Origin of the sequence: Segatella copri (assembly GCF_009494395.1) — a bacterium.
Lineage (GTDB): Bacteria > Bacteroidota > Bacteroidia > Bacteroidales > Bacteroidaceae > Prevotella.
This window is the reverse complement of sequence record NZ_VZCB01000079.1, coordinates 71,682-97,539: the sequence shown is the minus strand read 5'-3', so window position 1 is coordinate 97,539 and position 25,858 is coordinate 71,682. Positions and strand designations below refer to the sequence as shown.

28 protein-coding genes and 1 tRNA gene are annotated in these 25,858 nt (G+C 50.2%); 6 read left to right on the top strand and 23 right to left on the bottom strand.

The window, feature by feature from the left end:
- Positions 1–3: 3 nt before the first annotated feature.
- On the bottom strand, positions 4–954 hold the full coding sequence (gene porQ / locus F7D73_RS10145) for a type IX secretion system protein PorQ (protein ID WP_153124390.1): 951 nt from the start codon (positions 952–954) through the stop codon (positions 4–6).
- 160 nt (positions 955–1,114) lie between these two features.
- Between porQ and F7D73_RS10140 the strand changes: the two genes are divergently transcribed.
- From F7D73_RS10140 to F7D73_RS10115, 6 genes are all read left to right on the top strand, one after another.
- A complete protein-coding gene (locus F7D73_RS10140) occupies positions 1,115–1,852 on the top strand; it encodes an energy transducer TonB (protein ID WP_228117705.1) in 738 nt (245 codons plus the stop codon).
- A 47-nt stretch (positions 1,853–1,899) separates the two neighbouring features.
- Positions 1,900–2,874, top strand: a complete 975-nt coding sequence (locus F7D73_RS10135) for a polyprenyl synthetase family protein (RefSeq protein WP_153124388.1) — start codon at positions 1,900–1,902, stop codon at positions 2,872–2,874.
- A gap of 84 nt (positions 2,875–2,958) precedes the next feature.
- Positions 2,959–3,786: a TatD family hydrolase gene (locus F7D73_RS10130; protein ID WP_153124386.1), complete on the top strand. Its 828-nt coding sequence runs from the start codon at positions 2,959–2,961 to the stop codon at positions 3,784–3,786.
- Positions 3,787–3,827: 41 nt separating this feature from the next.
- Positions 3,828–6,365, top strand: coding sequence for a beta-N-acetylglucosaminidase domain-containing protein (locus tag F7D73_RS10125; RefSeq protein ID WP_153124385.1), 2,538 nt, complete (start codon positions 3,828–3,830; stop codon positions 6,363–6,365).
- Between the two features lie 166 nt (positions 6,366–6,531).
- A tRNA-Ser gene (locus F7D73_RS10120) sits at positions 6,532–6,619 on the top strand.
- 128 nt (positions 6,620–6,747) lie between these two features.
- Complete coding sequence (locus tag F7D73_RS10115; protein ID WP_194256894.1) at positions 6,748–7,998, top strand: site-specific integrase; 1,251 nt, start codon at positions 6,748–6,750, stop codon at positions 7,996–7,998.
- Between the two features lie 39 nt (positions 7,999–8,037).
- Here the strand turns inward: F7D73_RS10115 and F7D73_RS10110 are convergent, their stop codons facing one another.
- The 22 genes from F7D73_RS10110 to F7D73_RS10005 form a co-directional block, all read right to left on the bottom strand.
- On the bottom strand, positions 8,038–8,253 hold the full coding sequence (locus F7D73_RS10110) for a hypothetical protein (RefSeq protein WP_153081876.1): 216 nt from the start codon (positions 8,251–8,253) through the stop codon (positions 8,038–8,040).
- Positions 8,254–8,275: 22 nt separating this feature from the next.
- The gene (locus tag F7D73_RS10105; RefSeq protein WP_153124381.1) at positions 8,276–8,677 is read right to left on the bottom strand and encodes a hypothetical protein; all 402 of its coding nucleotides are present in this window, start codon (positions 8,675–8,677) and stop codon (positions 8,276–8,278) included.
- Between the two features lie 16 nt (positions 8,678–8,693).
- Positions 8,694–8,924, bottom strand: a complete 231-nt coding sequence (locus F7D73_RS10100) for a hypothetical protein (protein ID WP_153081880.1) — start codon at positions 8,922–8,924, stop codon at positions 8,694–8,696.
- A gap of 46 nt (positions 8,925–8,970) precedes the next feature.
- On the bottom strand, positions 8,971–9,357 hold the full coding sequence (locus F7D73_RS10095) for a hypothetical protein (RefSeq protein WP_153124379.1): 387 nt from the start codon (positions 9,355–9,357) through the stop codon (positions 8,971–8,973).
- 26 nt (positions 9,358–9,383) lie between these two features.
- A complete protein-coding gene (locus tag F7D73_RS10090) occupies positions 9,384–9,617 on the bottom strand; it encodes a hypothetical protein (protein ID WP_153081882.1) in 234 nt (77 codons plus the stop codon).
- A 13-nt stretch (positions 9,618–9,630) separates the two neighbouring features.
- Positions 9,631–9,861 (bottom strand): hypothetical protein, encoded by a 231-nt coding sequence (locus F7D73_RS10085; RefSeq protein WP_153081883.1) that lies wholly within the window; start codon positions 9,859–9,861, stop codon positions 9,631–9,633.
- 13 nt (positions 9,862–9,874) lie between these two features.
- The gene (locus F7D73_RS10080; RefSeq protein ID WP_153081884.1) at positions 9,875–10,126 is read right to left on the bottom strand and encodes a hypothetical protein; all 252 of its coding nucleotides are present in this window, start codon (positions 10,124–10,126) and stop codon (positions 9,875–9,877) included.
- Between the two features lie 67 nt (positions 10,127–10,193).
- Positions 10,194–10,424 (bottom strand): hypothetical protein, encoded by a 231-nt coding sequence (locus tag F7D73_RS10075; RefSeq protein ID WP_153081885.1) that lies wholly within the window; start codon positions 10,422–10,424, stop codon positions 10,194–10,196.
- A 187-nt stretch (positions 10,425–10,611) separates the two neighbouring features.
- On the bottom strand, positions 10,612–11,190 hold the full coding sequence (locus tag F7D73_RS10070; RefSeq protein ID WP_153124377.1) for a hypothetical protein: 579 nt from the start codon (positions 11,188–11,190) through the stop codon (positions 10,612–10,614).
- A gap of 4 nt (positions 11,191–11,194) precedes the next feature.
- Positions 11,195–11,725, bottom strand: a complete 531-nt coding sequence (locus F7D73_RS10065; protein ID WP_153124375.1) for a glycoside hydrolase family 108 protein — start codon at positions 11,723–11,725, stop codon at positions 11,195–11,197.
- A 3-nt stretch (positions 11,726–11,728) separates the two neighbouring features.
- The gene (locus F7D73_RS10060) at positions 11,729–12,022 is read right to left on the bottom strand and encodes a hypothetical protein (RefSeq protein WP_153081888.1); all 294 of its coding nucleotides are present in this window, start codon (positions 12,020–12,022) and stop codon (positions 11,729–11,731) included.
- Entirely contained in the window at positions 12,019–12,420 is a 402-nt protein-coding gene (locus F7D73_RS10055; protein ID WP_153124373.1) for a hypothetical protein, read from the bottom strand. The genes F7D73_RS10060 and F7D73_RS10055 overlap by 4 nt, the downstream gene beginning before the upstream one ends.
- Entirely contained in the window at positions 12,417–12,704 is a 288-nt protein-coding gene (locus F7D73_RS10050) for a hypothetical protein (protein ID WP_153081890.1), read from the bottom strand. Before F7D73_RS10050 ends, F7D73_RS10055 begins: the two co-directional genes overlap by 4 nt.
- 22 nt (positions 12,705–12,726) lie before the next feature.
- The gene (locus F7D73_RS16060) at positions 12,727–15,621 is read right to left on the bottom strand and encodes a hypothetical protein (protein ID WP_194256893.1); all 2,895 of its coding nucleotides are present in this window, start codon (positions 15,619–15,621) and stop codon (positions 12,727–12,729) included.
- A 5-nt stretch (positions 15,622–15,626) separates the two neighbouring features.
- Positions 15,627–16,079 (bottom strand): hypothetical protein, encoded by a 453-nt coding sequence (locus F7D73_RS10040; protein ID WP_153124372.1) that lies wholly within the window; start codon positions 16,077–16,079, stop codon positions 15,627–15,629.
- A complete protein-coding gene (locus F7D73_RS10035) occupies positions 16,076–17,500 on the bottom strand; it encodes a reverse transcriptase domain-containing protein (protein ID WP_153124370.1) in 1,425 nt (474 codons plus the stop codon). The genes F7D73_RS10040 and F7D73_RS10035 overlap by 4 nt, the downstream gene beginning before the upstream one ends.
- A gap of 521 nt (positions 17,501–18,021) precedes the next feature.
- On the bottom strand, positions 18,022–19,401 hold the full coding sequence (locus tag F7D73_RS10030; RefSeq protein WP_153124368.1) for a hypothetical protein: 1,380 nt from the start codon (positions 19,399–19,401) through the stop codon (positions 18,022–18,024).
- Positions 19,402–19,422: 21 nt separating this feature from the next.
- On the bottom strand, positions 19,423–20,523 hold the full coding sequence (locus tag F7D73_RS10025; protein WP_153124366.1) for a hypothetical protein: 1,101 nt from the start codon (positions 20,521–20,523) through the stop codon (positions 19,423–19,425).
- Between the two features lie 3 nt (positions 20,524–20,526).
- Complete coding sequence (locus F7D73_RS10020) at positions 20,527–20,739, bottom strand: hypothetical protein (protein ID WP_153081896.1); 213 nt, start codon at positions 20,737–20,739, stop codon at positions 20,527–20,529.
- Positions 20,740–20,742: 3 nt separating this feature from the next.
- Complete coding sequence (locus tag F7D73_RS10015) at positions 20,743–22,014, bottom strand: hypothetical protein (RefSeq protein ID WP_153124364.1); 1,272 nt, start codon at positions 22,012–22,014, stop codon at positions 20,743–20,745.
- A gap of 24 nt (positions 22,015–22,038) precedes the next feature.
- The gene (locus F7D73_RS10010; RefSeq protein WP_153124362.1) at positions 22,039–25,419 is read right to left on the bottom strand and encodes a hypothetical protein; all 3,381 of its coding nucleotides are present in this window, start codon (positions 25,417–25,419) and stop codon (positions 22,039–22,041) included.
- Complete coding sequence (locus tag F7D73_RS10005) at positions 25,400–25,858, bottom strand: hypothetical protein (protein WP_153081899.1); 459 nt, start codon at positions 25,856–25,858, stop codon at positions 25,400–25,402. Before F7D73_RS10005 ends, F7D73_RS10010 begins: the two co-directional genes overlap by 20 nt.

The following is a 25,858-nucleotide window of genomic DNA, read 5'->3' as shown; positions in this document are numbered from 1 at the left end:
AATTTACAATTTATAATTCACACTCAGCACCAGACTGTTGCTGCTGACGTGATATTTGCCATAGGTCACATTCAGCTGGAAGCGCTTCAGGTTGATGCCTCCACCGAATGACCATCCGGCTCCATGACTGCTCTCCTCGTTCTCCTCGCCTGTAGAAATCGTCATCTCGTCGGCACGGCGGGCATTATATCCTGCTCCCAGCCACAGACTCTCGCCCAGGAGAAGTTCTGCTCCCACCACAAGATGGTTCTTCAGTCCGCTGTCCCAATGGTTCAGATTCACCAGGGTGGCAGAAATGCGGAACGGGGTGCTCTCAAACCGTTTGGTGGCTCCCACCTGCAGGTCTATCGGCATCTTCTCATATTCCTCATCATACGCCTTGAGCTGTCCACCCAGGTTCTTGGCAACGGCAGAGATAGAAAGGTCCTGCTCCGGGTCGTAATAGTTCAAACCCAGGTCTACGCCCATGGCGATGGAGTTGTAATCACCGATATAGGAGGTGATGAATCTGGCAGAGATACCACCTGCGAGATTCTGGGCAAGCATATAGGAGAAATGGCCCGCAAGCGCAATGTCCTTTGCCGAGAATTCGCCCATCTCGATGTTGTTCTCATCCGTCTGTTTCATCTTACCATAGTCGATGTATTGAGCCGACACCGCCCATGATGCCTTTTCCTTCACGATGCGGTTGAAGGAAGCCGATGCCACGTTCACCCCCGACATGTAATTCATGTAGTTGAGGTTGATGGTCTTATCGCTCACCGACGACAGCAGCGCCGGATTATGAAATACGAGGGCTTCATCATCTTCTATCAAGGTGATGTTATCGCCTCCGAGGGCTGCGGCATGTGCACTGACCGGTAAGCGCAGAAAGTTATAACTCGTTTGGCTCTCCTGAGCGTTCATAAAAGCCGCAAAAAGCGTCAATACGAGGGAAAAAACTATTTTTTTCATTTAAATTCTATAAATCTTTGGCAAAGATACAGCTTTTTTCAAGAATATACAGTAAATTTGCATTGTTTTCGTAGAAAAGAACGGAATTGATAGTGAAATATTGCAGTTTCTGCTCCTAAAAATGGGGAAGTGGGGCTGCAGACTAGATAGAAATAGAAGAATGTTGGAAATTAAAAAATCGAAGAAAGTACAGTTGGACGACAAGCGGGTCACCTTTTTCCTGCTTGGGCTTCTTCTGGCTTTTACCTTCCTCTTCGTGGGACTTCAATATCAGAAGGGACCTCAGGGAGGAGATGACTGGGCTGAGAACTTTGAGGATCTGGCACAAGACCTGGATATGCAGACACCACCCGACCAGAAGGACATGGTGAGTGCTGAGGCTATGTCGAAGGCACCTGCATCAGAAGCCATCACGCAGGAGGTGAAACCTACCGAACAGCAGATGGTGAAATCGCCCGATAAACTCAGTACCACTACCAGCAAACTGGTTATCGGTGACGGTTCGGGAGCGGTGGAAGGTGCCGATGTGAAGGAAGCTGCACCTGAGACTGCGATTGATAATTCTGACAATACGCCAGAAGAACCCATCAAATTTACAGTGGTGCAGAAAATTCCGGAATTTCCGGGCGGATGGTCGGCATTCATGCAATGGCTCACCAAGAACCTGAAATATCCTTCTGCAGCGCAGAAAAACAAGGTGCAGGGAACCGTTGTCATCACCTTCATCGTGAACAAGGATGGCAGTATAGCAGATACGAGAGTAAGCACTTCGGTAGATCCGGTGCTTGATGCTGAGGCTCTCAGGGTGATGAAGATGATGCCGAAATGGAAACCGGGAATGGATAGAAACAAGGTATGCCGTACCATGATTGCCGTTCCGGTGGTATTCCAGTTATAGGATTATAAATTATTTTGTAAATTATTCATTATAAATTATACATTATTATGAAGACAGCTGATGAAATTTTAAACATGGTGAACGAGTTCTTGGAAAACTTGCCATACGACCGTAAACCATATTCGCTATATGAGCCGATAAAGTATGTGCTCTCTATGGGGGGCAAGCGCATCCGTCCAACCCTGATGCTCCTGGGTTACAACATCTTCAAGAACGACCCGGAGAAAATCCTGATGAATGCCATCGCCCTGGAGACTTATCACAACTATACCTTGCTCCATGATGACCTGATGGACAATGCCGACCTGCGCCGTGGTCACGAGACCGTTCACAAGAAGTGGGATGCCAATACAGCCATCCTCTCGGGCGACAGCATGCTGGTTCTTGCCTATGAGCGCATGGCACAGTGTGACGAAAAGCATCTTGCCAAGGTGTTGAAAATCTTCACCACCACCGCTCTCGAAATAGGAGAGGGACAGCAGTATGATATGGAGTTTGAGACACGCAACGATGTGAAGGAAGAGGAGTATATCGAGATGATCCGTCTCAAGACCAGCGTACTCCTGGCTTGTGCTCTGAAGATTGGTGCTGTTTTGGCTGATGCTTCTGAGGAAGATGCCGAGAACCTGTATAAGTTTGGTGAGCAGATTGGCCTGGCTTTCCAGTTGCAGGATGATTTCCTCGATGTCTATGGCGATACCAAGGTGTTCGGTAAGGAGATTGGTGGCGATATCACTTCCAACAAGAAGACCTTCATGCTCATCAATGCCTTCAACCATGCCAACGACGCTCAGCGTGCAGAACTCCAGAAGTGGTTGGATGCCAAGGAGTTCGACCGCAAGGAAAAGGTAGCTGCCGTTACCCGTCTTTACAACGAGATTGGTATTGACAAGATGGCTCAGGACAAGATAGCTTATTACTTCGAGCAGAGCAAGAAGTATCTGGATGCAGTGAATGTGCCTGCTGAGCGCAAGGAGGAGTTGGCAAAGTATGCTCAGAAAATGATGAAGCGCCAGTACTAATTTAAGTGAAGAGTGAAGAACGAAGAGTGAAAAATTCATCGGCTTTACTAATCATAAAGTTCAAAGTTCAAAGTTCAAAGTTCAATGTTCAAAGTAATAGATACGCATACGCATTTTGATGCGGAGGAATTTGATGAGGATAGGGCGGAGGCTTTCGCTCGTGCCAGTGAAGCGGGGGTAGGCAAGGTGTTCTTGCCTGCCATCGACTTGAAAACCACGCACGCAGTCCTGGCTTTGAGCCGGGAATATCCGGGCTACGCCTATCCCATGATTGGCTTGCACCCTGAGGAGGTGAAGGAAGACTGGAAGGAGCAGCTGGCAGAACTCCGGAAGATATTAGAGGAACATCGCATAACAGGGAATGCTAATCCTGCAGGCGATTCTCCACAGGTTTCTGACTTTATTGCCATTGGCGAAATCGGATTGGATTACTATTGGAGCCGTGAGTTCGAACATGAGCAGCTGGAGGCTTTCGAAGAGCAGGTGAAGTGGTCGGTAGATACCCGCTTGCCATTGATGATTCATTGCCGCAAGGCGCAGAACGAGATGGTACATCTGCTCAAACAGTATCAGAAAGACCTGCCGGGCGGCGTGTTCCATTGCTTTACCGGCAATCAGAAGGAAGCCGAGGAACTCCTCTCGTTCGACAACTTCGTGCTGGGCATCGGTGGAGTCTCTACCTTCAAAAGCAGTCATCTGCGTGAAGACCTTCCAGCCGTGGTTCCGATGAACCGCATCGTTTTGGAAACCGACTCTCCATACATGGCTCCCGTTCCATATCGCGGAAAGCGCAATGAGAGCGCCTTCGTAGTAGAAGTTCTTAAAACCTTGGCGAAAGCCTACAACGTGAGCGAAGAAGAGTTTGCCAAGCAAACCAATGAAACCGTGGAAAGAGTATTCCATTTGAAATAAATAAACTTTAATAAATATAAATCCTAAACCAACTATTCATTATGACTAGAAAAATGTTGATGGCAGCCCTCCTGATGGCTGCATTTGCACAGGGCACTCAGGCACAAGACCTGAGCGGCCAGCGTTCTGAAAAGCAGGACGTAAACATGATTCCCGGTAAGAAACTGGATCATCACGGACTCATCGTGAGCCCTACACCACATCTCCTGAATGTGGATGCTGCTAACCGACTCGACCTGCAGAAAGGTGTCAAGGTGATAGACAAGAAAGGCAAGTTTGCCGATGACGTGAAGTTTCTTACCGTCAACGCCAAGGGCATTCGCCTGACTATCGATTTCGGTGAAAAACTCGCTGCCAAGGCTGGCGTAAAGCCTGTTTCGGGTGCTTACAGCCTGAAGGCTGATGCCAAGGGTATCCAGATTGTGGGCTACGACGAGCGTGGTGCCTTCTACGGTTTGCAGACTCTGCGCCAGATTGTTAACAGCGAGATGGCAAAGGGACAGATGCCTTACACCACCTGCAACGACTACCCAGATCTTCCAAACCGTGGTGTGGTAGAAGGCTTCTATGGCGAACCTTGGTCTCATCAGGTGCGTCTTTCCCTCATCGACTATTACGGAAAGAATAAGATGAACACCTATCTCTACGGTCCGAAGGACGATCCATATCACAGTTGTCCAAACTGGCGTCTGCCTTATCCTGAGAAAGAGGCTAAGAACATTAGCGAACTCGTTCAGGCTTGTCGCCGCAACCGAGTAGACTTCGTGTGGGCTATCCATCCGGGACAGGACATCAAGTGGAACGAGGAAGACTATCAGAACCTGGTTCACAAGCTCGATCTGATGTACGACCTTGGTGTTCGTTCTTTCGCTATCTTCTTCGATGATATTTCCGGCGAGGGTGCCAACCCGGTAAAGCAGTCTGAACTTCTCAACCGTCTCGAAAAGGAATTTGTGAAGGCTAAGGGCGATGTAACTCCGCTCGTGATGTGTCCTACCGATTATACCCGTCTCTGGGCGAATCCAAAGCCAACCGGTTCTCTCGCCATCTTCGGAAATACCCTCGACCCTTCTATCAACGTATTCTGGACAGGTGATGTGGTATGTAGCGACTTGACCCGCGAGACGCTCGACTGGGTAAACTCCCGTATCAAGCGTCCTGCTTATTACTGGTGGAACTTCCCTGTAACCGATTATGCTCGCCATATCATCATGCAGGGGCCTACCTACGGATTGCAGACCGACCTGACCAACAAGGATCTCTGCGGTTTCGTAAGTAATCCGATGGAGCACGGAGAGGCATCCAAGCTGGCGCTCTATGGTGTAGCTGACTATAGCTGGAATATCGCCAACTATAATCCGCTCGATAACTGGGAGCGTGGTCTGGTAGATCTCACCCCAGAAGCACATGAGGCATATCGCACCTTCGCCATGCACTCTTGCGATACCGAGACCGGTTATCGCCGCATCGAATCATGGGAGACCAAGAGCTTCCGCATCGACAACTTCACAGATGCACAGTTCAACGCTTTGCAGAATGAGTTTGTCAAGGTGAAGAATGCTCCTGCCCAGATGGAGGCAAACTGTAAGAACGCCCTGCTGATGAAGGAACTTCGCCCTTGGCTCAAAGAGTTTGGCAAGTTGGGTGAGCGTGGCTTGAAGACCATGAGTCTTATCAAGGAATACAAGGCTGGCAACGACCAGGCATTCTGGGAGGGTTACGTGAACAACCGCATGAGCAAGGAAGATGTGGCTGCCTACGAGAAGCATAAGTCAGGAACCATGGTATTGCAGCCATTCTACGAGCAGTCTATGGACGATATGGCATCTGGTTTCTTCAAGAAGTTGACCGGCAAGGTGCCTGCTTTCTATAAGGGTATCGGTACCTATGCTACCTTGAGAACTACCCAGAGCAAGGCGATGTTCGACAACGATTCTACTACCTATTATACATCGGGTAACGGCCAGAATACAGGCGACTGGATTGGTGCTGACCTGGGCTGCGTTCGTTCCGTTTCAGAGGTAAGAATCCTTCAGGGCCGCAACTCTGTGGATGATGTGGATTACTTCGACAACACCGTATTGGAGTATTCTGTAGACAGAAAGGAATGGAAGGCGCTGACAGGCGAGTTGAAGAAGCAGTATATCATCAACTGGAAGACCGACACTCCTGTTGAGGCTCGTTATATCCGTATCAAGAAGTTGAAGTCAGACAAGCGTAACTGGGCAGCTGTCCGCACCTTCGAGGTGAATCCAACCACTCCAGAGCGTTTGAGCTTCCCTGTAGAGGCAACCAACTTTCAGGCAGCGATGTATGGTTTCGATGAGAATCCTTGCACCTCATTCACCAACGAGGGCATCCTTACCATGGGTGTAGAAAAGGAAGTAAAGGGTTACACCCTGCTTCTGAAGTTGACTCCAGGCAGTTCTTTGGTTTGTCGTCAGTTGAATGCCAAGGGCAAGGTTCTTGCCACTACCACCATCGACAGTTCATTCTGCAAGGTAGAATTGGTGAAGAAGGCAGCCAAGCTTCAGATAGAAGGCTCAGCCGAAATCTTCGAGATTATTCCTGAGAAGTAGGATTTATATGATTGAGGGTGTGGCATTAGTTTCTTGCCTTATTTATACTCTAGGCAAGAAACTTATGCCACACCCTCTTCTTGCTGTTTTCGTTAAAGAAATGTAAAAAGCAAGCGAATATGTGGCATTTCGGATAAAAATTGATACTTTTGCATTCCGAAATAAAGGAAAGGTGCTCGAGTGGCTGAAGAGGCACGCCTGGAAAGCGTGTATTCCCCTAAAGGGAATCGGGGGTTCGAATCCCCCTCTTTCCGCTTATAATCAGTTTATTTCTCCTTTATTTATTGCGTTTTTGGTCTGCCACCTTTGTTGCGCTTGTCTCCCTTTTGTTTCTCTTTGTTGCAAAATGCGTGCAAAATGCGTGCAGTTAAATCTCGGAAAAATGATTAGAGTGCATTATTATCTTGATGTTCGTGGTGTCCCCGACGGTGGTCTTGCTTCCTTGAAGTTCGATTTCTGCCGTCAGCGTTCCCATTCCCAGCTCCCTGTTGGTATTCGCCTGCTTCCTTCTCAGTGGGATGCCAAGGCGCAAAAGGTGCGTGGTACCATGAACGACGAATCCACAAATCTCTTCCTGCTGCAGCAGATGGCTCGTGTCTCTGAAATCATTCTGAAGCTGACCTCTGCTGGTAATCTCGTTGGCTTGTCGGCTGTCGAGGTGAAGAATCGGGTGGCTGCTGAACTTCGCCCTGATGCTGGTGTCGATAATCGGTTCTTGGCTCGTTTCCGCTCCTATGCCTCGCTGTGCAGGTCTCCTCGAACTCGTGATATCTACCTGGTGACCGTTAAGAAGGTGCTTGCGTTTGACTCTCATGCCGAGTCTCTCTCCTTCGAGCGCATCACGAAAGATTGGCTGTCCAGGTTCGAGGCGTGGCTTGGTACCGAGCAGGGTGGGTGTCCTTCTGTGAATGCTCGCTCCATCCATCTGCGAAACGTTCGGGCTGTCTTCAATGATGCCATCGATAATGGTATCACCTCCTGGTACCCGTTCCGCTCCTTCAAGGTGAAATCGGAGGCGACCAAGAAACGAGCTGTGTCGGTGGAGGCTCTTCGCTCGCTGTTCTCGTTCCCTGGTTTGACCTGGCAGCAACAGTATGTCGATGCCTTCAAGCTCTCGTTCTGTCTGGTTGGCATTAACCTGGTTGATCTGCTAGCTCTGAAAGATGGGCAGCTTGTCGATGGTCGCCTGTCCTATCGTCGCTCCAAAACTGGGCGGCTCTATGATATCAAGGTGGAGCCAGAGGCTGCAGCTCTCATCGAGAAGTATCACGGCTCCTGTGGTCGGCTTGTCTCCTGGGGGGAAAACCGAAAACGCTATACCTCCTTTACCATGCAAATGTGCCGTGGCTTGAAGGCTGTTGGTTCTGTCGTGAAGGAATGGCGCACCGATGATCTGGGCGTGTATCGTGAAGTGGAGGTGTTCCGTCCTGCCTTCCCGATGCTGTCTTCCTATGTGGCTCGCCATTCCTGGGCGACGATTGCTGCTTCCCTGGATATCCCAAAGGACGTTATCGCCCATGCTCTTGGTCATGGTGGGTCTTCCGTTACCGATATCTATATCGATTTCGACCAGCGGAAGGTGGACGAGGCGAATCGTCGTGTCCTCGATTGGGTGTTCTACGGTACGAAATAAGGGAGGATCCTGTGTAGGATTCTCCCTTTCTCCTGTCTGTCAAGGCTCGATTATTTTAATCTCTGGCTTTCCTGCCGTCGTAATAATCACCTTGTGGCGTGTCATGTCTTGTCGTATCAGCTCGTTGATGTAGCGGTTCTTGTTTGGCTTGGTGTTCAGCCAATCCTCCAGCTCGCTGTCAATGGCGACCCCGATTCGTTTCTGGGTGCGTCCGTCGCCTCGCTTGCTTGACTTGTATTTTCTTGGTTCTGCCATGTTCTGTTCTCCTTTTTAAAAATTAAACTCCCCATTTTTTCCAAGTGCCAGCCTCCTTGCGTTGGTCTCGCTCTTTGGTGTAGATGTCGATGCATTTACGCACCTCCTTGATTGTCTCCTTCAAATCGAACTCATTTCCAAGCTCTTCTAGCTGGTTGAGGAGCTGCTTTGCTGCCTCGATTTTCTGGTCGAGCTCCTGCCCTGTCATGCTGGCTGCTTGCTTTGTTCTCTGTTTCTCGTTCAGTACTACGTAGTCTTCATTCTTTTTTACGTAGTTGTACGTAGCCTTCTTGTCTTTGCTCACGCAGTCTTCCTCCAGGGTACAGCGTCTCTCTGTCGTTCCCTGGTGTGCTGCCTTGAAAGGGCAGCCAAATGGGTTGTAGCATCTTGCCATGTTGTTCCATTCACGGATGTAATTTGCCATGTTGTCCTCCTTTCTTCTAGTTCGTTGCTTCATTAATGTATTCTGTGGCTTCGTCGATTGCGTCCATTGCGTTCGACAAATTGTCGATGGCTTCCTGCATCGTGTCGCCTTTTTCTCCTTCCTGGAAGGCTTCGGGCAGATTCTCTAGTGCCGTCTGCTCCTCATCCATGAGCTCCTCTACCTGGTTTTTTATCTCTTCGAGCTTGGTGAGGAGCTCGTTTAATGCTGTTCTTCTTTTCTTGTTCATATTCTTGTTGTGTTGTGGCTGGGTGGTTAGCCCAGCCGTTTCCTTCTTACTTCAAGTTGGCGAGGATTCGCTTCTTATCGTCCTCTGTGAGCTTCAGCTGGTTCTCTAGCTTATAAACCAGGTAATCTCTTTCTCCGATGATGGCGATCGCCATGCGGTTCATCTCTTCGTCGTTGAATTGGTCAGCCTTCTTGATGAGTGCCTTCGCCATGTTTGTCTTTTCGCCTTCAGCTCCTTTGGCTGCCTTCTCTGCCTTGATTCGCTTTGCGCATTCCCAATCGTAGGCAGCTTGAACACCTCCGTTCTTCTTCCACTCCTTCACCCATTCGTCTTTGTCCAGGTTGCTTGCGTTGTATCCTGGCTCTATGAATGTGTGGTAGCACTCTGGGCTAACCTTGAAGTTTGCTCTTTCTTCAAATTCTTGTTTCATCATGATTCTTGTCTCCTATCTTTAAAATGTTAATATTCAATGTCCTCTATGTCGTAATCAAGCCCTGCCAGGGTGTGGGTGAGGGTCTCCTTCAATTCGTAGAGGTCGTCTGCTTCGTCCTCATCCTCATCGTCGAATCTTTCGCTCTCCCATTGGTTGGTTGCTGTGCGCTGAAGGCATTCGAAGTATGGGTTATCCAGGATTCTGTCGATTCCTTCTCTTGCGTCGCCAAGGCTTATTGTGATTCTAATTGCTGTTTCCATGTCGCTGTCCTCCTTAAATATTAATCATTGCTATTTCCTCGCATTCGATAAAACTCGTACCTCCTTCTCCTTCTATGATGAGGATGCTGCTTGAATAGATGCTGTCTGGTTGCTTCATCAATCTGCAGTCATCGTCTGTTGGGTTGAACTCTATCTCCTTTCCGCTCTTGAGAGTGATGGTTGCTTGTTGAACCTTGTCTTTCTTTATCTGGCTTATGATGTTGTCTGCTAATTCTTTTTTCATTGTTTGTTCCTCCTTAAAATTTAATGTCTGTGTAATTGAATCTGCCGAGGTAGAATTCCATTGTCTCAATTGAAAGGAAAGCCTTTACTCGGGTTGCTCTCTTTTTAAGTGTAACCTTGAATGGCTTGTCTGCTGCCTCTCCCTCGTATGTGATGGTTAAGGTTGTGCCGTCCTCGGTTGTAAGAACTACAGGGTATCCTTCCATGATGTTGTCGATGATCCCTGTCATGTGCTTGTATATAAAAGCGTCGCCTGTCTTTGTCATAAAATGCGGCTTTACCGTGCTGCCGTAGGGCTTAAGTTGTGGGAGGCTTGCGCCTCCCTGGTTGTCTTTAATATTTCTCTATCCAGTATTCTGTTGTCATCTTGCCAGCCATGGTGAACTCCTCAATCTTGAAGTATCCCATTCTTCTGTCGGTGATGTTCTCGTTTCCCTTTTCGAGTCTGTTGAAGAATCGCTCGGTCTCTGCTTTTCTTGTAGAGTTGAAAACTTCTCTAACCTCTTCTTTCTCGGTGTCTCTCCAAGTTGTCTGTTCCTTAATGTAATATGTAGCTCTTGCCATAATTTTTGTATTTTATGCCCCTTGGTTAGGGGGGCGTTTCCTTTTCTTTTTCTGATGCAAAGATAATCAATTTTTCGCAAAGTTGTATAACTTTATAGTTATTATAAGTTACAGAAAATCAACTACTTAGCTAAAGAAAGTTATCAAAAAAAAGACCCCTCCACCTTGTCGGTGAAGAGGTCTCTTTCTAGTTTTTCGGCTTCTTTCGCTTTCTCCAGATCCAAATAATGGCGGTGGTTGCTCCTATACCTATTATTATACCAGCTCCCAGCCAAATGTCCCAGCTCGCCTGCGTTGTCTTGGTGGTTTGCTGGGTGTCCTTTTGGCTGTTCTTTGAATCCGACGAGGAGTTCCTCGTGTTTTTCGTGGATGAGCTCTTTTTGGAGATTTTGGTGGTGTCCGTGACCGCTGTCTGTCCCTTGACCTTTGCCCCTGGCTTTGCCTCCAGCGTGTGCGTCAGCTTTCCGTTTGCCCAGGTTGCGGTGGATTTGTACAGGTCTGTCTCCAGCACCGACGTGGTGTCCTTGGTGGTTCGCTCCAGCTTGGCTTCTGGTACCGCAATCTCAACGGGTACCAGCTTCTGGGTGATCCTGGTGGTGTCGTGGGTCTCCGTGATGGCAGTGTCCTTCACTTGTTCCACCTTCGTTGTCTCTTGCTCTGTTGCCGTCTCTGTCATTGCCTTTTTCTTCGTTGCGCATCCTGCCAAAAGGCATGCAATGCAGATGATGATCAGGGCGAGGATGCTTGTCTTTCGTTCTTTCGTCATGGTGTTAATCCTCATATTTTAAATCGTTGATTCTGTTGAGCCAGCCTTTTTTGAAGACGATCTGGCTCGGGTCTTTTTTTATCAGCTTGTTGATGTACGCCTTTCGTGCGTTCTTCAATGCCTCGAAGAGCTGGTGTTGGTTCGGGTAGTTGTTGACCGCTGCCAGGGTCTTCGCTCCGACGATGCCGTCTGCCTTCACTCCCAGGAGCTGCTGCGGTTTGATGATTCCCCATTTTCCGCTGTTCCAGACCCAATCGACCAGGCTCTCTGCTACCTTCTGGTCTTTGATTTGGTCTGCCTTCCATGTGTCCCAGAAGTTGCGCTTGAGCACCATCTTGAAGTCCTCCTCGTCGAGGAGCTTCACGTCCTTCTCGTCTATCTTGCCGTCTCCGTTCTTGTCGTAGCCTACGGTACGCCAGGTGGCGATGGTGATTCCGTACTTGGTGGCTCCACCTCTGTCGTGCTTGTTGTTCGTATACTTGGCACCTCCTTCCCATTTAAGGACGAAAGGTGCGAATTTCTCTACTTCTGCCATTGTTTATTCCTCCGTTTTGGATTGTTGGTTACCTGGGGAGGTTGGCTCGTTCCTCTCCCCGAATGCTTTTGTTATGCCTGCTGTTGCGAAAAGTGAGCCAATCGCACCGATTACTGCAGCAATGCCCATGAGGTCGGTGTGGATGGTGTTCGTGGTGAGCACCTCGTATAGCAGGACGAATCCTATTGTCAACAGCAGGAGGCATCCGATGATGGTCACGCTTACCAAAAAGAATGCCTTGCTGGATGCTCCGCTGTTGGTTTGGATGAGCTTCATTAAATATGTTGTAAGTCTCATACGCCTTCTTCGTCTGTTCTGTCTGTGTAGTTCTCCTCTTCCTGTTCCCTCTTGCGTGGTGGGCTTCTCCGCTCGCATCCGTTGCGGATGCATCTGTTCCAGCTTGACTCCTGGAGTTGCAGACGGAGCTCCATGTTTTCGTCCTTCAGCTTATCCTCGCTTGCTCGGTGCTGGTTTAGGACATCGTAGAGGCTGTCTATCTTCTCGTCCTTGGCTTTCAGCTCGCTGTCCTTTCGCTCGCAGAGGTCTTTCCATCCGCTTGCGTATTGAGCCGTTGCCTTGGCTTCCTCCTGCGATGCCTTCGCAGCCTCGGTTCGCTTCTTGCTGTCGTAGAACATGAAGCAGCCCAAAATGGTAACGAGGGCGGTTGCTATTGCCTGTAGAATCTCTGCGCTCATGCCTGCTCCTCCTTCTGCTCTCTGCCCTTTGTGATGGCTGCTTGGATGCCGTCCATCACTGCTGGGGTGCAAAGCTCGGAGCATCTGCTGATGAGCTCGGCTTCCTTGTCGCTGTACTCCTCCTCCCCATGGGAGTTGTAAATCTTCATGGCTAGGGCGTGGCAGGCGATGCCCTGTCCCTGGGTGTAGATTGCGTCTGCAAATCCTTCCTTGATGTCGATGACCGCTGCCTTGGTCTTGGCGAGGTTCGTGAAAACCTCCACTCTTTCAAAATTAATTTTCATCGTTCTGTTCTCCTTTTTATTTTTACATGACTCCGTATGCGAGCCATATTCCCTTGTTTAAAACTGCGTTCTTTGAAACGACCTGCCATCGTGGGCAATATACAAGAATGCAAGAGCCGTATGCGCTGAAAAAATCGGTATCAAATCCGCTCTTGGTGTAGCGTTTACCCTTGTTGTAGATGTAGGTCTCATACCTCTTTCCGCTCTTGTCGTAGCAGTACCCTGGCTTGACTTTGAAGGAGTATTCTCCGACCGCTTCTCTCGAAAGCATGACAAAGTGCCCCTCGTCGTACCATTGCATGTCTGGTAACGTGAATTCTACCCAATTACCGCTTTCGTTTGAGTCGCTTATGTAACTTACCACATTCTCGTCTCTGCTGATGGTGTAGGTCTTAGTTGTGATGATTTTCGTGTTGAGTGCAAATCCTTTGATGCAGCCTCCTAGAATTTCCAATGCCACGTTTCTGTCTGCGTTCTTTGCCGACAGCAGCATTGCGATGTTCTGTCCGAGATTGTCGTATTCAAACCATCTACTTTTGTTTTCGTTCTCGAATCGTGCCACGGCTCTCAGTCCGCTCGATGCTGGAAGCAAGTTGCCTCCGATTCCTGCAAATGCTCCAGCGTTGTCGTTCCTAAGAATGATGTAGGCATCGTTGTTGAAGTTCTTGTCGTTTGTCAGTCCATTTCCGCTGATGGTGAATCCTCCGATTGTTCCGCTGTCGATTGAAACGTTGTTGAAGGTTCCGCTCGTTGCGTTAATGGTACCCGTGATACTTACTTCGCTCGCTTCCAGCTGTCCTCCGTACTTCACTCTGAACTTAGCTGCTGCAGCAGTAATCGCTCCAATCCACAAAGGGTAGCCGTTTGCCTCATCCTCGACACCTCCGAAGCAGCCTTGAACCTTGTCTTTGCTGTTTGTGATGAGGATTCTGTTCGTCTGCGAAAAGCGAAGGACGGCATTCTTCGCCACGATGAGTGGCGTGTAGATTGGTCGCATCTGGTTCAGCTTTAGCCATTCTGCGCTGTTGTCGCTCGGTGCGTTCGCTGCTGTGGACGTATGTGTCACCCTGCATTGGTAAAGCTCGAATTTACCTGTCGTGTTGTTGGTGACGGTCACCAAGTCAAGGTATCGGATGCCTCCTGTCAGGTTCTCGTCGTTGTGGAACTCGACACCTGCTGCCCATTCACTCGTCCTCTCGATGAGTCCTGGTATTCCTCGCAGGTCATCGATTCCGTCCACAAAGCCTGTGGCGAACATTCCGCTCTCCAGCTTCGGCATGCAGATCCATACCTCTCGGTACGCCTCTTCGTTCGGTGTCGGCTGCAATCTGAACAGGACAGCCTGTTCGTCGCTGTTCATGGATTCCTTGGTCTTGAATGTTACCGTATGCCTCTTCCATTCGTTTGTCAATGCCCAGCTAACTCCCAGGTCTGATGGCGTTGCTGCTTTCTCGGTTCCGTCCACAATCATCTTGGTGTTCGTGTCCACCGCTGTCGGATAGATGAAGGTGGTGAGGTCGAGTCCGTCAGTTATCTCGTATTGGTACACCGTGACCGTGCCTGTTCGAGGGTAGTCTTGGTTGTACATGTAGCTATTCAGCTTGTATTCGCCTGTTTTCTTAGGCGTGAAGGTCATCCGTATGCCTGTTACGATGGTGGAGTCTGTGGATGTGTATGCGCTTTCGCTCCAATCGCTTTTGTAGATGTATGTTCGTAGCTCCTTGCCATTGTTTACGGCATCCTGGCTGCATTTGCCCACGATGGTGATGTTGTAGGTTCTTCCTGCGACGAGGTATAGGCTTCTTTCCGCAAATCCGTAGCTGCTGCTTGTCTCGTTAATCGGGATAACTTTTTGCCTTCCCTTCGCCCAAAAACTGAACGTGTACCATTGCCCTGCTGCCAGCTTGTTGATGGTACCTGGCTTATGGATGACTTGCCGCAGCACCTCCTTCATTGTAATGGTTGCTCCTGTAGCCTTGCAGGTGTCATGGTAGGAGTTGCGGTTGTCCTTCTTGTTGGTTGGATCAATGGCTCCCTTGTCGCTTGGTACCTGCTTTCCGCTTAATGCCTGGTATTGGCTCTGGAGTGCCCATGCCGTCATGTTGCCTGCGCTTGTGAAGGCTGCGTTGTCGATGATGTTGGCGTTGTCTCCACTATGGTATGTGGTGATGAGTTCTGGCGTGGAGTAGGTTGTTCCGCTCTTGGTGTAGGTCGTCTTCACGCATTTCCATACGTATGGCTTCTGTTCGGTCGCTGTCGGGAAGGTGGTGCTCCAGCCATAAACCGAAGAATAGGAGGCGACCTTCATCTGGTCGGTGGCGATGAAGTAGGTTGTTTGTGTGCTGATGCCGTTTCCATCTTTTCCGTCAGTGCCGTCCTTTCCGTTCTCTCCGTCCTTGCCGTCTGTTCCGTCCTTGCCTGGGTCTCCCTTGTCACCCTTGTCGCCATCCTTGCCAAAGTAACCGATGCAGATGGCTGTGGTGTAAGTGTATGCACCGCTCGTCCATCTTATTCGGTTGCGTGTCCATAGCCACAACTCCTTGGTTGGCGTGTAGCTCGTTCCCCATCCGCTGGTTGGTGCGGTTATGCCGCTGCTTCCTACAGCGTATTGCTCCGTGATGGTTGCAAAGTCCTTGCTCGCACCGAGGCATTGCTTGCCTGTGTAGGTGGTCGCTCCGCTGGTGAGCACGGTCTTGGTGCAGCTCCAGACGTAGGTGTTCTCCATCAGATAAAGTTGGGAGAAAAGGGTGACCCATGTCACGCTGTCAGCTGGTGGCGTGGTGTTGCTCGTGGAAAGCGTGAATACCACGTCGGCTGACTTGATGCCGATGCCGTCCTTTCCGTTCTCTCCGTCCTTGCCGTCTGAAGGAGCCCACCTGCAGGTGAACGCTGCCTTGAATGTTCGCTTTTTCTGCATGTTAATTAATCTTTCAATGAACTAAGGATTGCTTTGGCGCAGTTTGCGCAAATGTTGCGGTATTCTGCGAATTCCTTGTAACTCGCAATGTCTGCCTGCTCCTCTGCTGTCAGCTCCTCGCCATCTACCTTCTTCATCAGCGCATCGATGGTGTTGAATGCCAGGGCGTGCTCCTCCTTCTGTGGGAACGCTGCCTCTACGAGCTGGCTCTTGATGTGGGCGTAGTCCATGATGCCATCGGTCTGAATTACAAAACCGCTGAAGCCTTCGATGGTTGTCTGTTCATCCTTCGCCTTGCTGCTCTTGGATGATGTGCTGGTGCTGGTCTCGCTGTTGGTGGTTGTCTGTACCTGCGAGTCCTTCCGGAAGTTCATGTATGCGATGCGAGTCTGCTTGTCATAAATCGCTGGCTGCTCTGTCATGAACACTCTTCTGATGTTTCCGTACTTCTGTTTCATTGCTTTGTCTCCTCTTTTTTATTGTTGAACTTGGTGAGATCTACGACCTCGTTTGTGTCTGTGTATATCAGCTTGCCATCCTCTGTCTTGGCGACAGGTCTCTTGTCAATCTCGAGAATCTTGACCTGGCTGAACTCGAAGTGCGAGCCTCCTTTGTCGATGACCACTGCCTTGAATCTTGTAACTCGTGCCTGCTCGAACGCATCGATGAGCTGCTTCATGCTCGGGCTGTTTACGATGAGTTTGTTCTTTCCTCCGTAGAATTCAATCTCTAATGCGTATCGTCCCTTGCCGTATGATGTCTCAACGTCTCGCACCCAATCGACGACCTCTATCTCCTTGTTAAGGATGACGGCTGTTGTAATCTTCGGTGCGTCGATGATTCGCTTTCCGTTCTTGTCTTTTTTCTCGGGCATCTTGATGCCTAAGTCTGATAAATTTATTCCTGTTTCCATTTTAAATAATCTTTTGCAATGTCGGTTTCCCCATTTTATCATTCCCCATGCTGCTGCATCGATTTCGTGGAGCCTGCGCTTGTTGGTGACCTTGGCTCTTCGTTTGAGCCAGCGTACCTTGTCGCTCTTCCTCCAGAACATGTCGCCTCCTTCGTAGTAAACGAAACCGAGGAAGTCCAAGCCTTCGCTTATCGGACGGATCTTTGGCTCATGTGCCTCAAATCCCAGCTCCTTCAAAAAGGCGGTAGCCATTTTCATCTTTCGCTTGACCTCGCCCTTCGTCTTGCCGAATATGACGAAATCGTCAAGGTATCGGATGTAAAGGTGTGCCTTGGCTACTTCCTTTAGAAACCTGTCGAATCTCGTGAGGGCGAGGTTTCCGCTGTCCTGGCTTGGTCGAATGCCTAGCGGTATCCCTTTCTCGTCATCTGTGAATCTCTCGAACGGCTCCATGTATGCGTCGATGAACTCCTTGTCCTTGAAGATGTGCTCCAGGTTCTGTCTCAGCAATGCATGCAATATGTTAGCGTAATAATGGCAAATGTCGCCCTGGGCGAACCATCTGCATTCTTCTCTGTTCTCTCTTAGCCATCTCTTGACTTGAAGCGCAGCTGCTATCTGTCCGTAGCCGATTCTTGACGCATAAGTGTGTGAAATCAACGTGCGCTCTATTCTGTCGTGGCTTACTAAGACGAGGCTCTGATGCCATTCGTGGTTCGGGTGGAAGTTCAGCTTGCTGATGTCTCGTTCCTTCTTTCCGTTCTTCAGCTTCATGTGCTGGTATTCGTCCGTCTTGATCTTTCGGTCGATGATGAGCTGTTGAACTTCCACAAGGTCTTTCAACCATTGCTTCTTGTGCTTCTTCACTCCGTAGTTTTTCTTGCGCCTTGTGGAGACCCTGTCCGCTTCCTTCACGGTGTCCCATTGCCAGGTGCAATCATATATGTAACCCTGTCTCTTCGGCATAATTTTCTTTTTTCAAGTCGTGCTCGTTCTTTGTTCTCGTTGGGCTTGCTTCACTCTGTGCAGAGCTTTCAACTTCCGACCCTTTTGGTCGGATTTACTAACACCACGGGCAGGTCGCTGGGCGTTGCCTGCGCAAGTTCGATTTGTTTCGGCTGAACACTGGCTATACTTATGCACCAGCTGCCGAGGCTCGGGAAAGGCGGACATTTTCCCATGACGCAGTACCGATGTCCTTATGGGTGTCGTTTATTATTTCGTAAACGTTGAAGTAATTCGAGCCGAGATGTTCGCACTCGCAGACGACCAGGCGTTGCTCGAGATCGCAGAAGCGAGACCGCAATCCGCACCGAAGTTCGAGGTGCCGCCACCAACCCACAGCTGTCCTTCCCTTTTGCCTACCTCGCCACGAGCTGGGCGAGGGGTTTTGTCTATATTTTTTTTCTTGGCTAAATTTGAAGGGTGGGGGGAATCCCCCACGCCCCCTTTTTAAATGTCTTTCTCGCTGAGTTTCCTGCTCCTTTTTAAGATGCCAGGAGTCTCTTCAGCTCGGCAGAGGTGACCTCTTTAAGGTCGCCATGGTAATCAAGCCGAGCCGAGATGCTCGCATGCGCATTCGACCAGGCGTTGGTCGAGCTCGCAGAAGCGAGACCGCAATACGCACCGTAGCTCGAGTCGCCGCCACCAATCCACAGCTGTCCCTCTGCGTTGTACCAATAGTTATCTCCGTAGCTCACGCCTGTATGCGCCTTAAGCGGTACGTAGCTCATGTGCTGCGCTCCCTTCGTGGTGATGAGGTTGATATCTACGTTCTGGAGTCCGTCGGTTGTTGCTCGGGTCAGCTTGTTGTACTTGATAGCCTTGAAGGTGTCCGTCGTCGGCTTGCCTGTAGGCATGAAGTTGTCGTCCCATTGATAAACGTCGCTTCCTACCGAGCAAAGGTGTCCGTCCATTTCCCAATATTGACCGTATGGGTCACCCCATACGCCAACATTTACGCTGTGGCATGTGAAGTTGTCTGCGTCCTTGACAGCGACCTTTCCGTCGCTGTAGCCCAATGCCAGGCATGCGCCTGTCTTGATGTTCTTCTGTCTTGCGAATCCGTCCGCTAATGTTGAAGTTGCGCTCTTCTCTGTTCCGTCAAGACCGCATCCGAAAATCTTTGTACCATCGGATGCTGTGAGGTTCTGAATGTCTCGGTACCCGTATTTCGCCATGATGTACTGCAGGAGCAGGTTTCTGAACGGCTCGCCTGCTAGTCCATGGTTCTTGCTTCGTGCCTGGGCGTAGTTGAAGAACTGATTAATGTTGCTGCCTCCGCTCGGAACCACAAACGGAATGCTTCGCATCTGTCCGTTCTGAATGGTGCACTTGAACATGCCGACAGGGACGTTCTTGGTAAACCAGCCACCAGGCAGCGGTGTGAGCGATATGTGGTGTCTGATGTGCTTAACTCCTCCGATTGTCACCTCCTGGAGGTAGTTCCAATAACCGCCATCGAGCATACCGAACCAATCGGCATTCTTGTATGCTGCTACCACGGCTCCGTCCTTCACGACCTGGTCTCCGTCTGCTGTGTAGTGGTGGTCGTTCGGGTTCAGACGGGTGAAGTGTCCGTCTGGTGTCATGAGGATTGCCGTAATCTTCGACAGCCAAATCTGGCGCATGAGGCTGTTGCCTCCTGTCTCGCAGTATGCGGATCCCCTGCTTGATGCTGTGTTCTCTTCAATCCAGAATGCGTTCTCGTCTAAGAACTGCTGCTGGTTCTCTTCCATCATTGCTCGCAGGTTGTCGAGCGTGATTCTTTTCGGTGTTCCTCCTGCGATTACAAACACGTAGTCGCTTCCGTTCAAAGCGGTTGTGGTACCGAATTCTGTTACTTTCTGATATTGTACGTCTGCCATATCTATTCTCCTTTTTAAATGTTATGAGATTGATGCAGTCACTTCGTAGGCTACATCTGAATAATAATTTTTGCCCTGGTTGCTTGCGTCTGGTACGCATTTCGCCATTTCCGCTGTCAGCGTTACATTTGCTCCCGAGCCTGTGTAGGTCTTTACGTTGAGCGCATTGTACACTTCCCATCCCCATGTTATGGTTCCTGTGTATTTCACTCCGTTCTGCTTAAGCGAAAGGACAAACTTTGCGTTGCTTGTCTTTGAAATAGCGTCGGGGTTCGCTCCGTCAGGGTTTGAGTCGATGATCCATTCGTCTGAATCGTCCGTTACTCGTTGCGCATCGACGGCTTTGGCGACCCAGTTATCGCCTTCCTTGTGCAGGAGCTTGACGCTGAATACGGAGCTGCCATCTACGTCGCTTCTCGTTACGGTGATTGTCTTTCCGTTCTGTCCGCTCATGAGGACGAAATCCTTATACCACTCCAGCTTCCAATTCTTTGCGAATTCCTCATCGCTGATTGGCTTCGTTCCGTACAGGTATGTTGCGGTCAGCGTGGTGCTCTTGTCTGTCGCATTCAGCGTGCTTCGGCTTGTCGTGATGTTGATGCTGTAGCTGTCTGCTCCTGCCTGCTGAATCAGCACATCCTCTGTTCCTGCGATGGAGTCTCGGACGTTGTTGGATATGTAGCTGATTTCATATCCGATGATTTGGTTCGAGATGATGGTGGTGCTTGCTGCGTTGTCAATTAGTCGCAGGTAGCAGTAGCCGTCCACCTCCTTCTTGGCAAACTTGCCATCTGTTGACAGGTTCCAGCCTGTGTAGTTGCCTGTGGTGGCTGCGCTGGTGTTGAATGTCAGCTCCGTGCCTCGGTACGTCCATTTGATGCCTGTAATCGTTACAGGGTTGCCGATTGCACTCTTGATGCCCACCTTCAAGGCTGGCTGGTTGTAGATGTCGGTCTTCCAATCGACGGACAATGTTCCGTTTGTCGGGTCGATTGCCTGGAAGAGCGAGCCTCCGCTTTCCGCTCCTGCCTTGTCAAATTTCACGATGGATTTGCTGACGTAGATCTGGTCGCCTGTTCTGATGAAGCGCACCGTGAACGCTCCTTTAATCTTGTTTCCCATTTGTTATTCGTCCCATTTATTAAGTTCATTCTTGAATTCCTGCAGTTCCTGTAGTTTTCCTCCGAGCTCTGCTGCTGCTGTCTCGGGGTTCTCGTTCACCTTCAGCAATTCGTTCTCGTTCACTGCCATCTTCGAACCTGTGTTGTTCGTTCGATGGAGCTTGGCTTTCAGCCCTTTGGCTTCTGCCTTGCTTGTCTCTACAATTGCGTATCTCATAAGCTAAAAAATTAAAACCTTACCTTTCTCGTCCGTGAGGACGATGTTTGCGTTCTCGCTTGTCAGAATCGCTGCTGGCTCTCGTTCCTCGATGTCCATCGAAACATCAAACCAGCTAAGGTTCTTCTCGTAGCCGATGCCCAATGAATCAACGCTGCACTCCATCTTTTCGCCTGTCTGTCTGTAGATTCTATCTGCAAACTGATACGCCTTGCTGGTGGCGTTATAAACTCTCGCCTGTGTCCACCATTGAATGTTGTAGTACAGCTCTGGGTATTGGATGAGCTGGCTTCCTGCGGCAAAAATTCCGTGGTTGTTGTAGCGTTGCTGTCCTGGGACAACATCGTTGCCTCTCGCCACGTCGTGTTGTGTCAGCAGGCTCATGTCTCGAATGAGAGTGATACCTGTGCTGGTCTTCACGTTGCCCTTGGCATCGACAAACTGAACCTCGAACTCCTTCTCCCATGTGAATCGCATATCGAATCCGATTGTCGGATATGCTATCGATTTGATTTCTGGGTGCTGGAGCGTTCCTGCTGCAAGTGCAGCCGTCTTTCCTCGCTCCACGAGGCGCATCGTGATTCCTGCTGGCAGCTTCGTCAGCGTAGCGTCTCCCTGGGTGAGCGTAATGGTTACGGTTCGCTCGTAGCTTTTTCCGTTCACGAACTTGGCTCGTTGCCCTGCTGTCTCGATGCCTTCCGCTACCAGGTATTCGTAAAGGAGGAGCTCATCCTTCAGTGGGTCGTAGATGAGCTGTTCGCAATCTACGCAGCATGCCAGCTTGTTTCCTCCCTTGTCTGTCGTGGTGAGTGCCATTCCGCTTCCGCTCACCGAATTGTTCGTTCCTGTTCGGAAATCGTAGAACATGCCCGTGTACGAAAGTGCCGCCACCTCTCCTGGTGTAATGTTTCGCATCACCTTCAAACTGCCGTTGTCATCCGTATCGTCCTTGATGATCTCGTAGTCTGTTCCCTCTTTCCAAACCTTGGCGATTGGCGTGGAATTCACAAACCATGCGTGCTGGTCGCTTGCAAGGTTCCTGTTGTTGATTCCCGACGTGAAGATTCCGTCGGGGTCATTGACCGTCGTCTGCGGTCTGATGATTGTCGGGGTAATCGAGCGGTCTGGCTCGTATTGCCCCAGCGCAGTGTTGGCTGTCTGTGCCGTCGGTGCGTCTGGCGTGATGCAGACCAGCTCGCATGTCAGATTCAATGGCGAAAAGTCGAGCCTTGTGTGCTTGCGCTCAGATTGGAATGCCCTCTTTTTGTTTGCCATTCTGTTTCTCCTCTGCTTTAAATATTAATATTCTAATGGCTCCGTTATCGGAGTGTCTTTTCCGTCGTCTGCTATAACGTAGAATAGGGTGCTGATTCCGCTGTGGTTCGGGTTGATGTGCAAATCTGAAAACGAAATCTTAAACGATGAGCCGCAGTTTAGGTGCTCGGGCTTGGCGTTCCAGACGGCATCGGATGCCGTGTCTCCTGTATCTCGCTCCACCTTGAAGCTGTATTCGGACGTGTGGTCTTGCATGTATCCGTCCAGGATCTGAATCGTGACGGTCTCCGTTTCATCCGCTGCCATGTGTCCGTCCAGGCTCTGGTCTATGTACATCTTCCTGCCCATGTTCTCGAACTGCTCTATCGTACCGCTCATGTAGATGTTGTTTAGGTAAGCGGAGTAGCCCTTCATATTGAAGCCGAAAATGTTCAGATTCGTCAAGTCTCCGAATTGGGCGGCTATCATGTCCTTGCTGAATTCCCAATTGTTCACGTCCGTCAGGTACCGCTCGTATGTCAGCGTGCTGTAGCGGCTCTTCTGTCTCGTGGTGTCGCTGAAGTTGCCGTATGCCACAAAGTGCATCGCCTCGTGTGGGTGGTGCTGCGTCTTCCAGGTATCGCTTGTCGGACGCAATGCGTAGCGCACCCTGCTGTTGTGGGTGGTGTCTATGATTTCCGTGATTCGGAAGTATGCCGTATAGAATCCTGCAAACTTGAAGTTGCCGATGCCATCGTCGTAGTCGTCGCTCTCGTTGTCCTCGATGTTCATCCCCTCATGCCAGATGCCCTGGCATATGTCATCAACGGCAATCTTTCCTATCTCTCCGTCCTGGAGGTGGAGGACGATGGTTCCTGTTGCCAGCTGGTTGCCGTCGCTGTCGGTGTCTGGTATCACTTCCTTGATGATGCCTCCTCCTGGAGCTCTCCATCGGTTGCCTATCTGGATTGTCACTCGGTTGCATCTTAATTCGGGAGCCTCTAGGAAATCTCGGAGCGTGAGGCTATGAAGTTCTGCCCTTCCCATCTGGTCGATGTGTCCTCCCTTGCCGAATTGTCCGCTCACGAATTCACCGATCGTCATGCCCTTGTATAGGGTGATGAGCTGCTGGGCGGTGTCCTCGAAGACCTTGCTCAGCTTGGTGTCCATCCGCTTTTCCAGGAATTGCATCTTATTCTGCAGCTCCGTGATGAGCTTGTCGTATGCAGGCAGGTTGCCCTGGGCGGTGGTGTTCTGCAGCTGGTTGTTGTAGTACACGATTTCGTCCACGGTGCTTGCAAGTGTATCGCTCCTGCTTGAATGCTTGCTCTCGCCTATGGTGTATTCGCCCTGCGTCAAGTCTTCAAGGTCTAGTTCCCATCCGATGATGCGGCTTTCCCTTGCGTGGTCTTCTGCATCGAAGTACTCGGGTGCTACGAGCTTCACCTTGCTGCCGTATGTCAGCTCGATTCCCTTCTGTCCGAAAAGGACGGGGTTCTTGGTTCCTGTGTAGGTACCGCTGTCCACCTTCATCTTCTTCATGTCCTTCTCGGCTTCTGCCTTCAGTTCCATTTCCGCTGCCTCCACCAATTCGTCATCGATGAAGGTAATGTCCATGTTGTACATGTAGAGCGTGTCTCCTACGGCTGGCTTCATTGTCTCGTTCGGCAGCTCTAGGGTGTAGGTGTCGTTCCTGGTAATCTCGAAGAGCTGTTTGTCGTCGGTGTCTGCATCTGGGTTGAAGTGTACCTCGAAGTCCATGCCGTTCAGCTTACCGCTCTCGAAATGGATGCTCAGCGGCTTGTTTTCTTCCTGCGTCTCGTAGATGCTGTCGAATACGAATGGTGAGCCGTCCTGGAGCTTCGCCTTGAATCGGTATGCTGTCCAATATGTCACGTTGCCTGTGTCCGTGTCGGTGGTCTTGGCTGCTATCTCTGTGACCTCCGTAATGGTAAGCAGTGCCCTTGGGTAGATGTCCTCGTATGTCTTTACGATGTCCGTGATGTCGTCTGGATCCAGGTTCACGTCGCTGTCGATGTATGGGGTTCCGATTGGCAGCTGTAGGATGGTGTCGCTGACGCCTTGTATCGCTACCTCGCTCTGTCCGTCTATCGGCTCCGTGTAGAGCTTGCTGACGTATGCCATGGCAAGATGGGAGAGGGTGACCTGCTGGCTGCTTCCTGCCAGCTGTTTTGTCTTGTCGGTCAATGCGTAGCAGTCCCTGCCGTCGTTCACGCTGCTCATTCCGTCTGAGGTTATGCCGATGAACTCGATACCTGTCTCCGTCTTGTCTGCCAGCGTCACCCTGGTGTTTGGGGTGATTGCTTTCTTCTGAAGCTGCAAGTCCTTGAAACTGAAAATAGGGTAGCTGTCTCGCTCCACCTTCACCATCGTAGTCTTGCTGTCCTCTGTCTGCCCACCTGTTTCGTCTCCGATGATGAACTGAACGCCTGTTCCGTTCTGAAAGCCGATTGCATCTACAATGCTGCCCACCTCAATCTCGAAGACTGGGTTATTCCAGGACACCGTCTGTCCTGCTGCTGGGTTGGTGTATGAACCGCTTACGACCTTGAATGTGAATGTCTGCCCTTCGTACTTGCTGTTGCTGGTTATTTTGATGCGTCTCTTCTCGCTGAAGAAGTTCTTCGGCTTGTTGGTGGTGAATCTTACCTTTGTGCCGTATAGTCTATGGAATCCGTCTATCGTGAATGGGTTCTTCAGCTTACGCCTGTAGTTCTGGTTGAGGTTGCGGCTTGATCCGAATGCGTAGAGGCGAGTGCCATGCTCCTCGCTGTCCTCGCTTCTGCTCAGTCCGTTCAGCTCCTTGCCCTGTTCCAGCGTTATTGTCTGTCCCTGCTCGCATCTGCCGAAATGAATTGTATTCTCGGTTATCCACCATTCGGTCTCGAATGCTTCGGCTATCTTGTCGAGTGCCGATAGCAGGGTGGTGCTGTCGTATGCTATCAGCTTCGCCTCGTTCCTCTTCTCTACGTCATCGTGGATATAAACGAGGTATTCCTCCCCTGCGTAGGTGTAGCCGATGTTGGCAAGGTTGTCCGTCAGAATGCCTGCGTGCGCCTGTAGGGTGTCCGTAAGGCTCCATTTGGCTTCCATTCCGTTCACGCTTCCTCTTCTGAAGAAGATGATGCGGTTCTTGAACTTATACCATGGGCGGTCTAGGCGCAGCTCGTATTCGTAGCCGATGTCCTTGCTTGCCTTGGTTGGTGTAGGCAAGTCCACGACCTCGAATCGTCCGAGGCTTTCTATGTTGGTGTAGAATCCCTTCTTCAATGCCAGGACGGATTCGCTGGAGAAGTTCACGGTGATGTACTCCTCCTCCTGCTTCTTCCATGTGTAGGTGCTTCCGCTGCCTACAGGGATGGTGTATGCCTTGACTTGCGCCCTGTTATAAAGCTGTACCTTCATAATCGTCTGAATCTTTGGTTCCTCTGTTTGCTGGGTTCGGTTCGTTCAGCGTGAGGCTGAATGTTGCCATTCCCTTGAAATATGATTTGAATTGCTTGCAGCTCTTGTAATCGCACCTGTACACCACGTCCTTCTCGTACTTGGTTCTGATGTTGATGCGTCGCTTTTTCAATTCCTTCTTGAATGCGATGAGCTTGCTGAACATGTCGTCCCTGCTGGTTGCGTAAAGCTGGACGAATAGTGTGATATCACGTTCGTCCACCTTTGGCTTCGCCTCCTTGCGTATCTGCTTTCCGTCCTCTGTGGAGGATTTGTTGCTGACCGCATCCTTCAGCGGCTCTGGCTCTACCAGGGAGCAAAGGGAGGAGTCGCTTAAGCAAACGCCCCACATGCCGAATGCGTCCATGTCGTTGATGAAAAGTTCGCCTTTTCTGTTCAT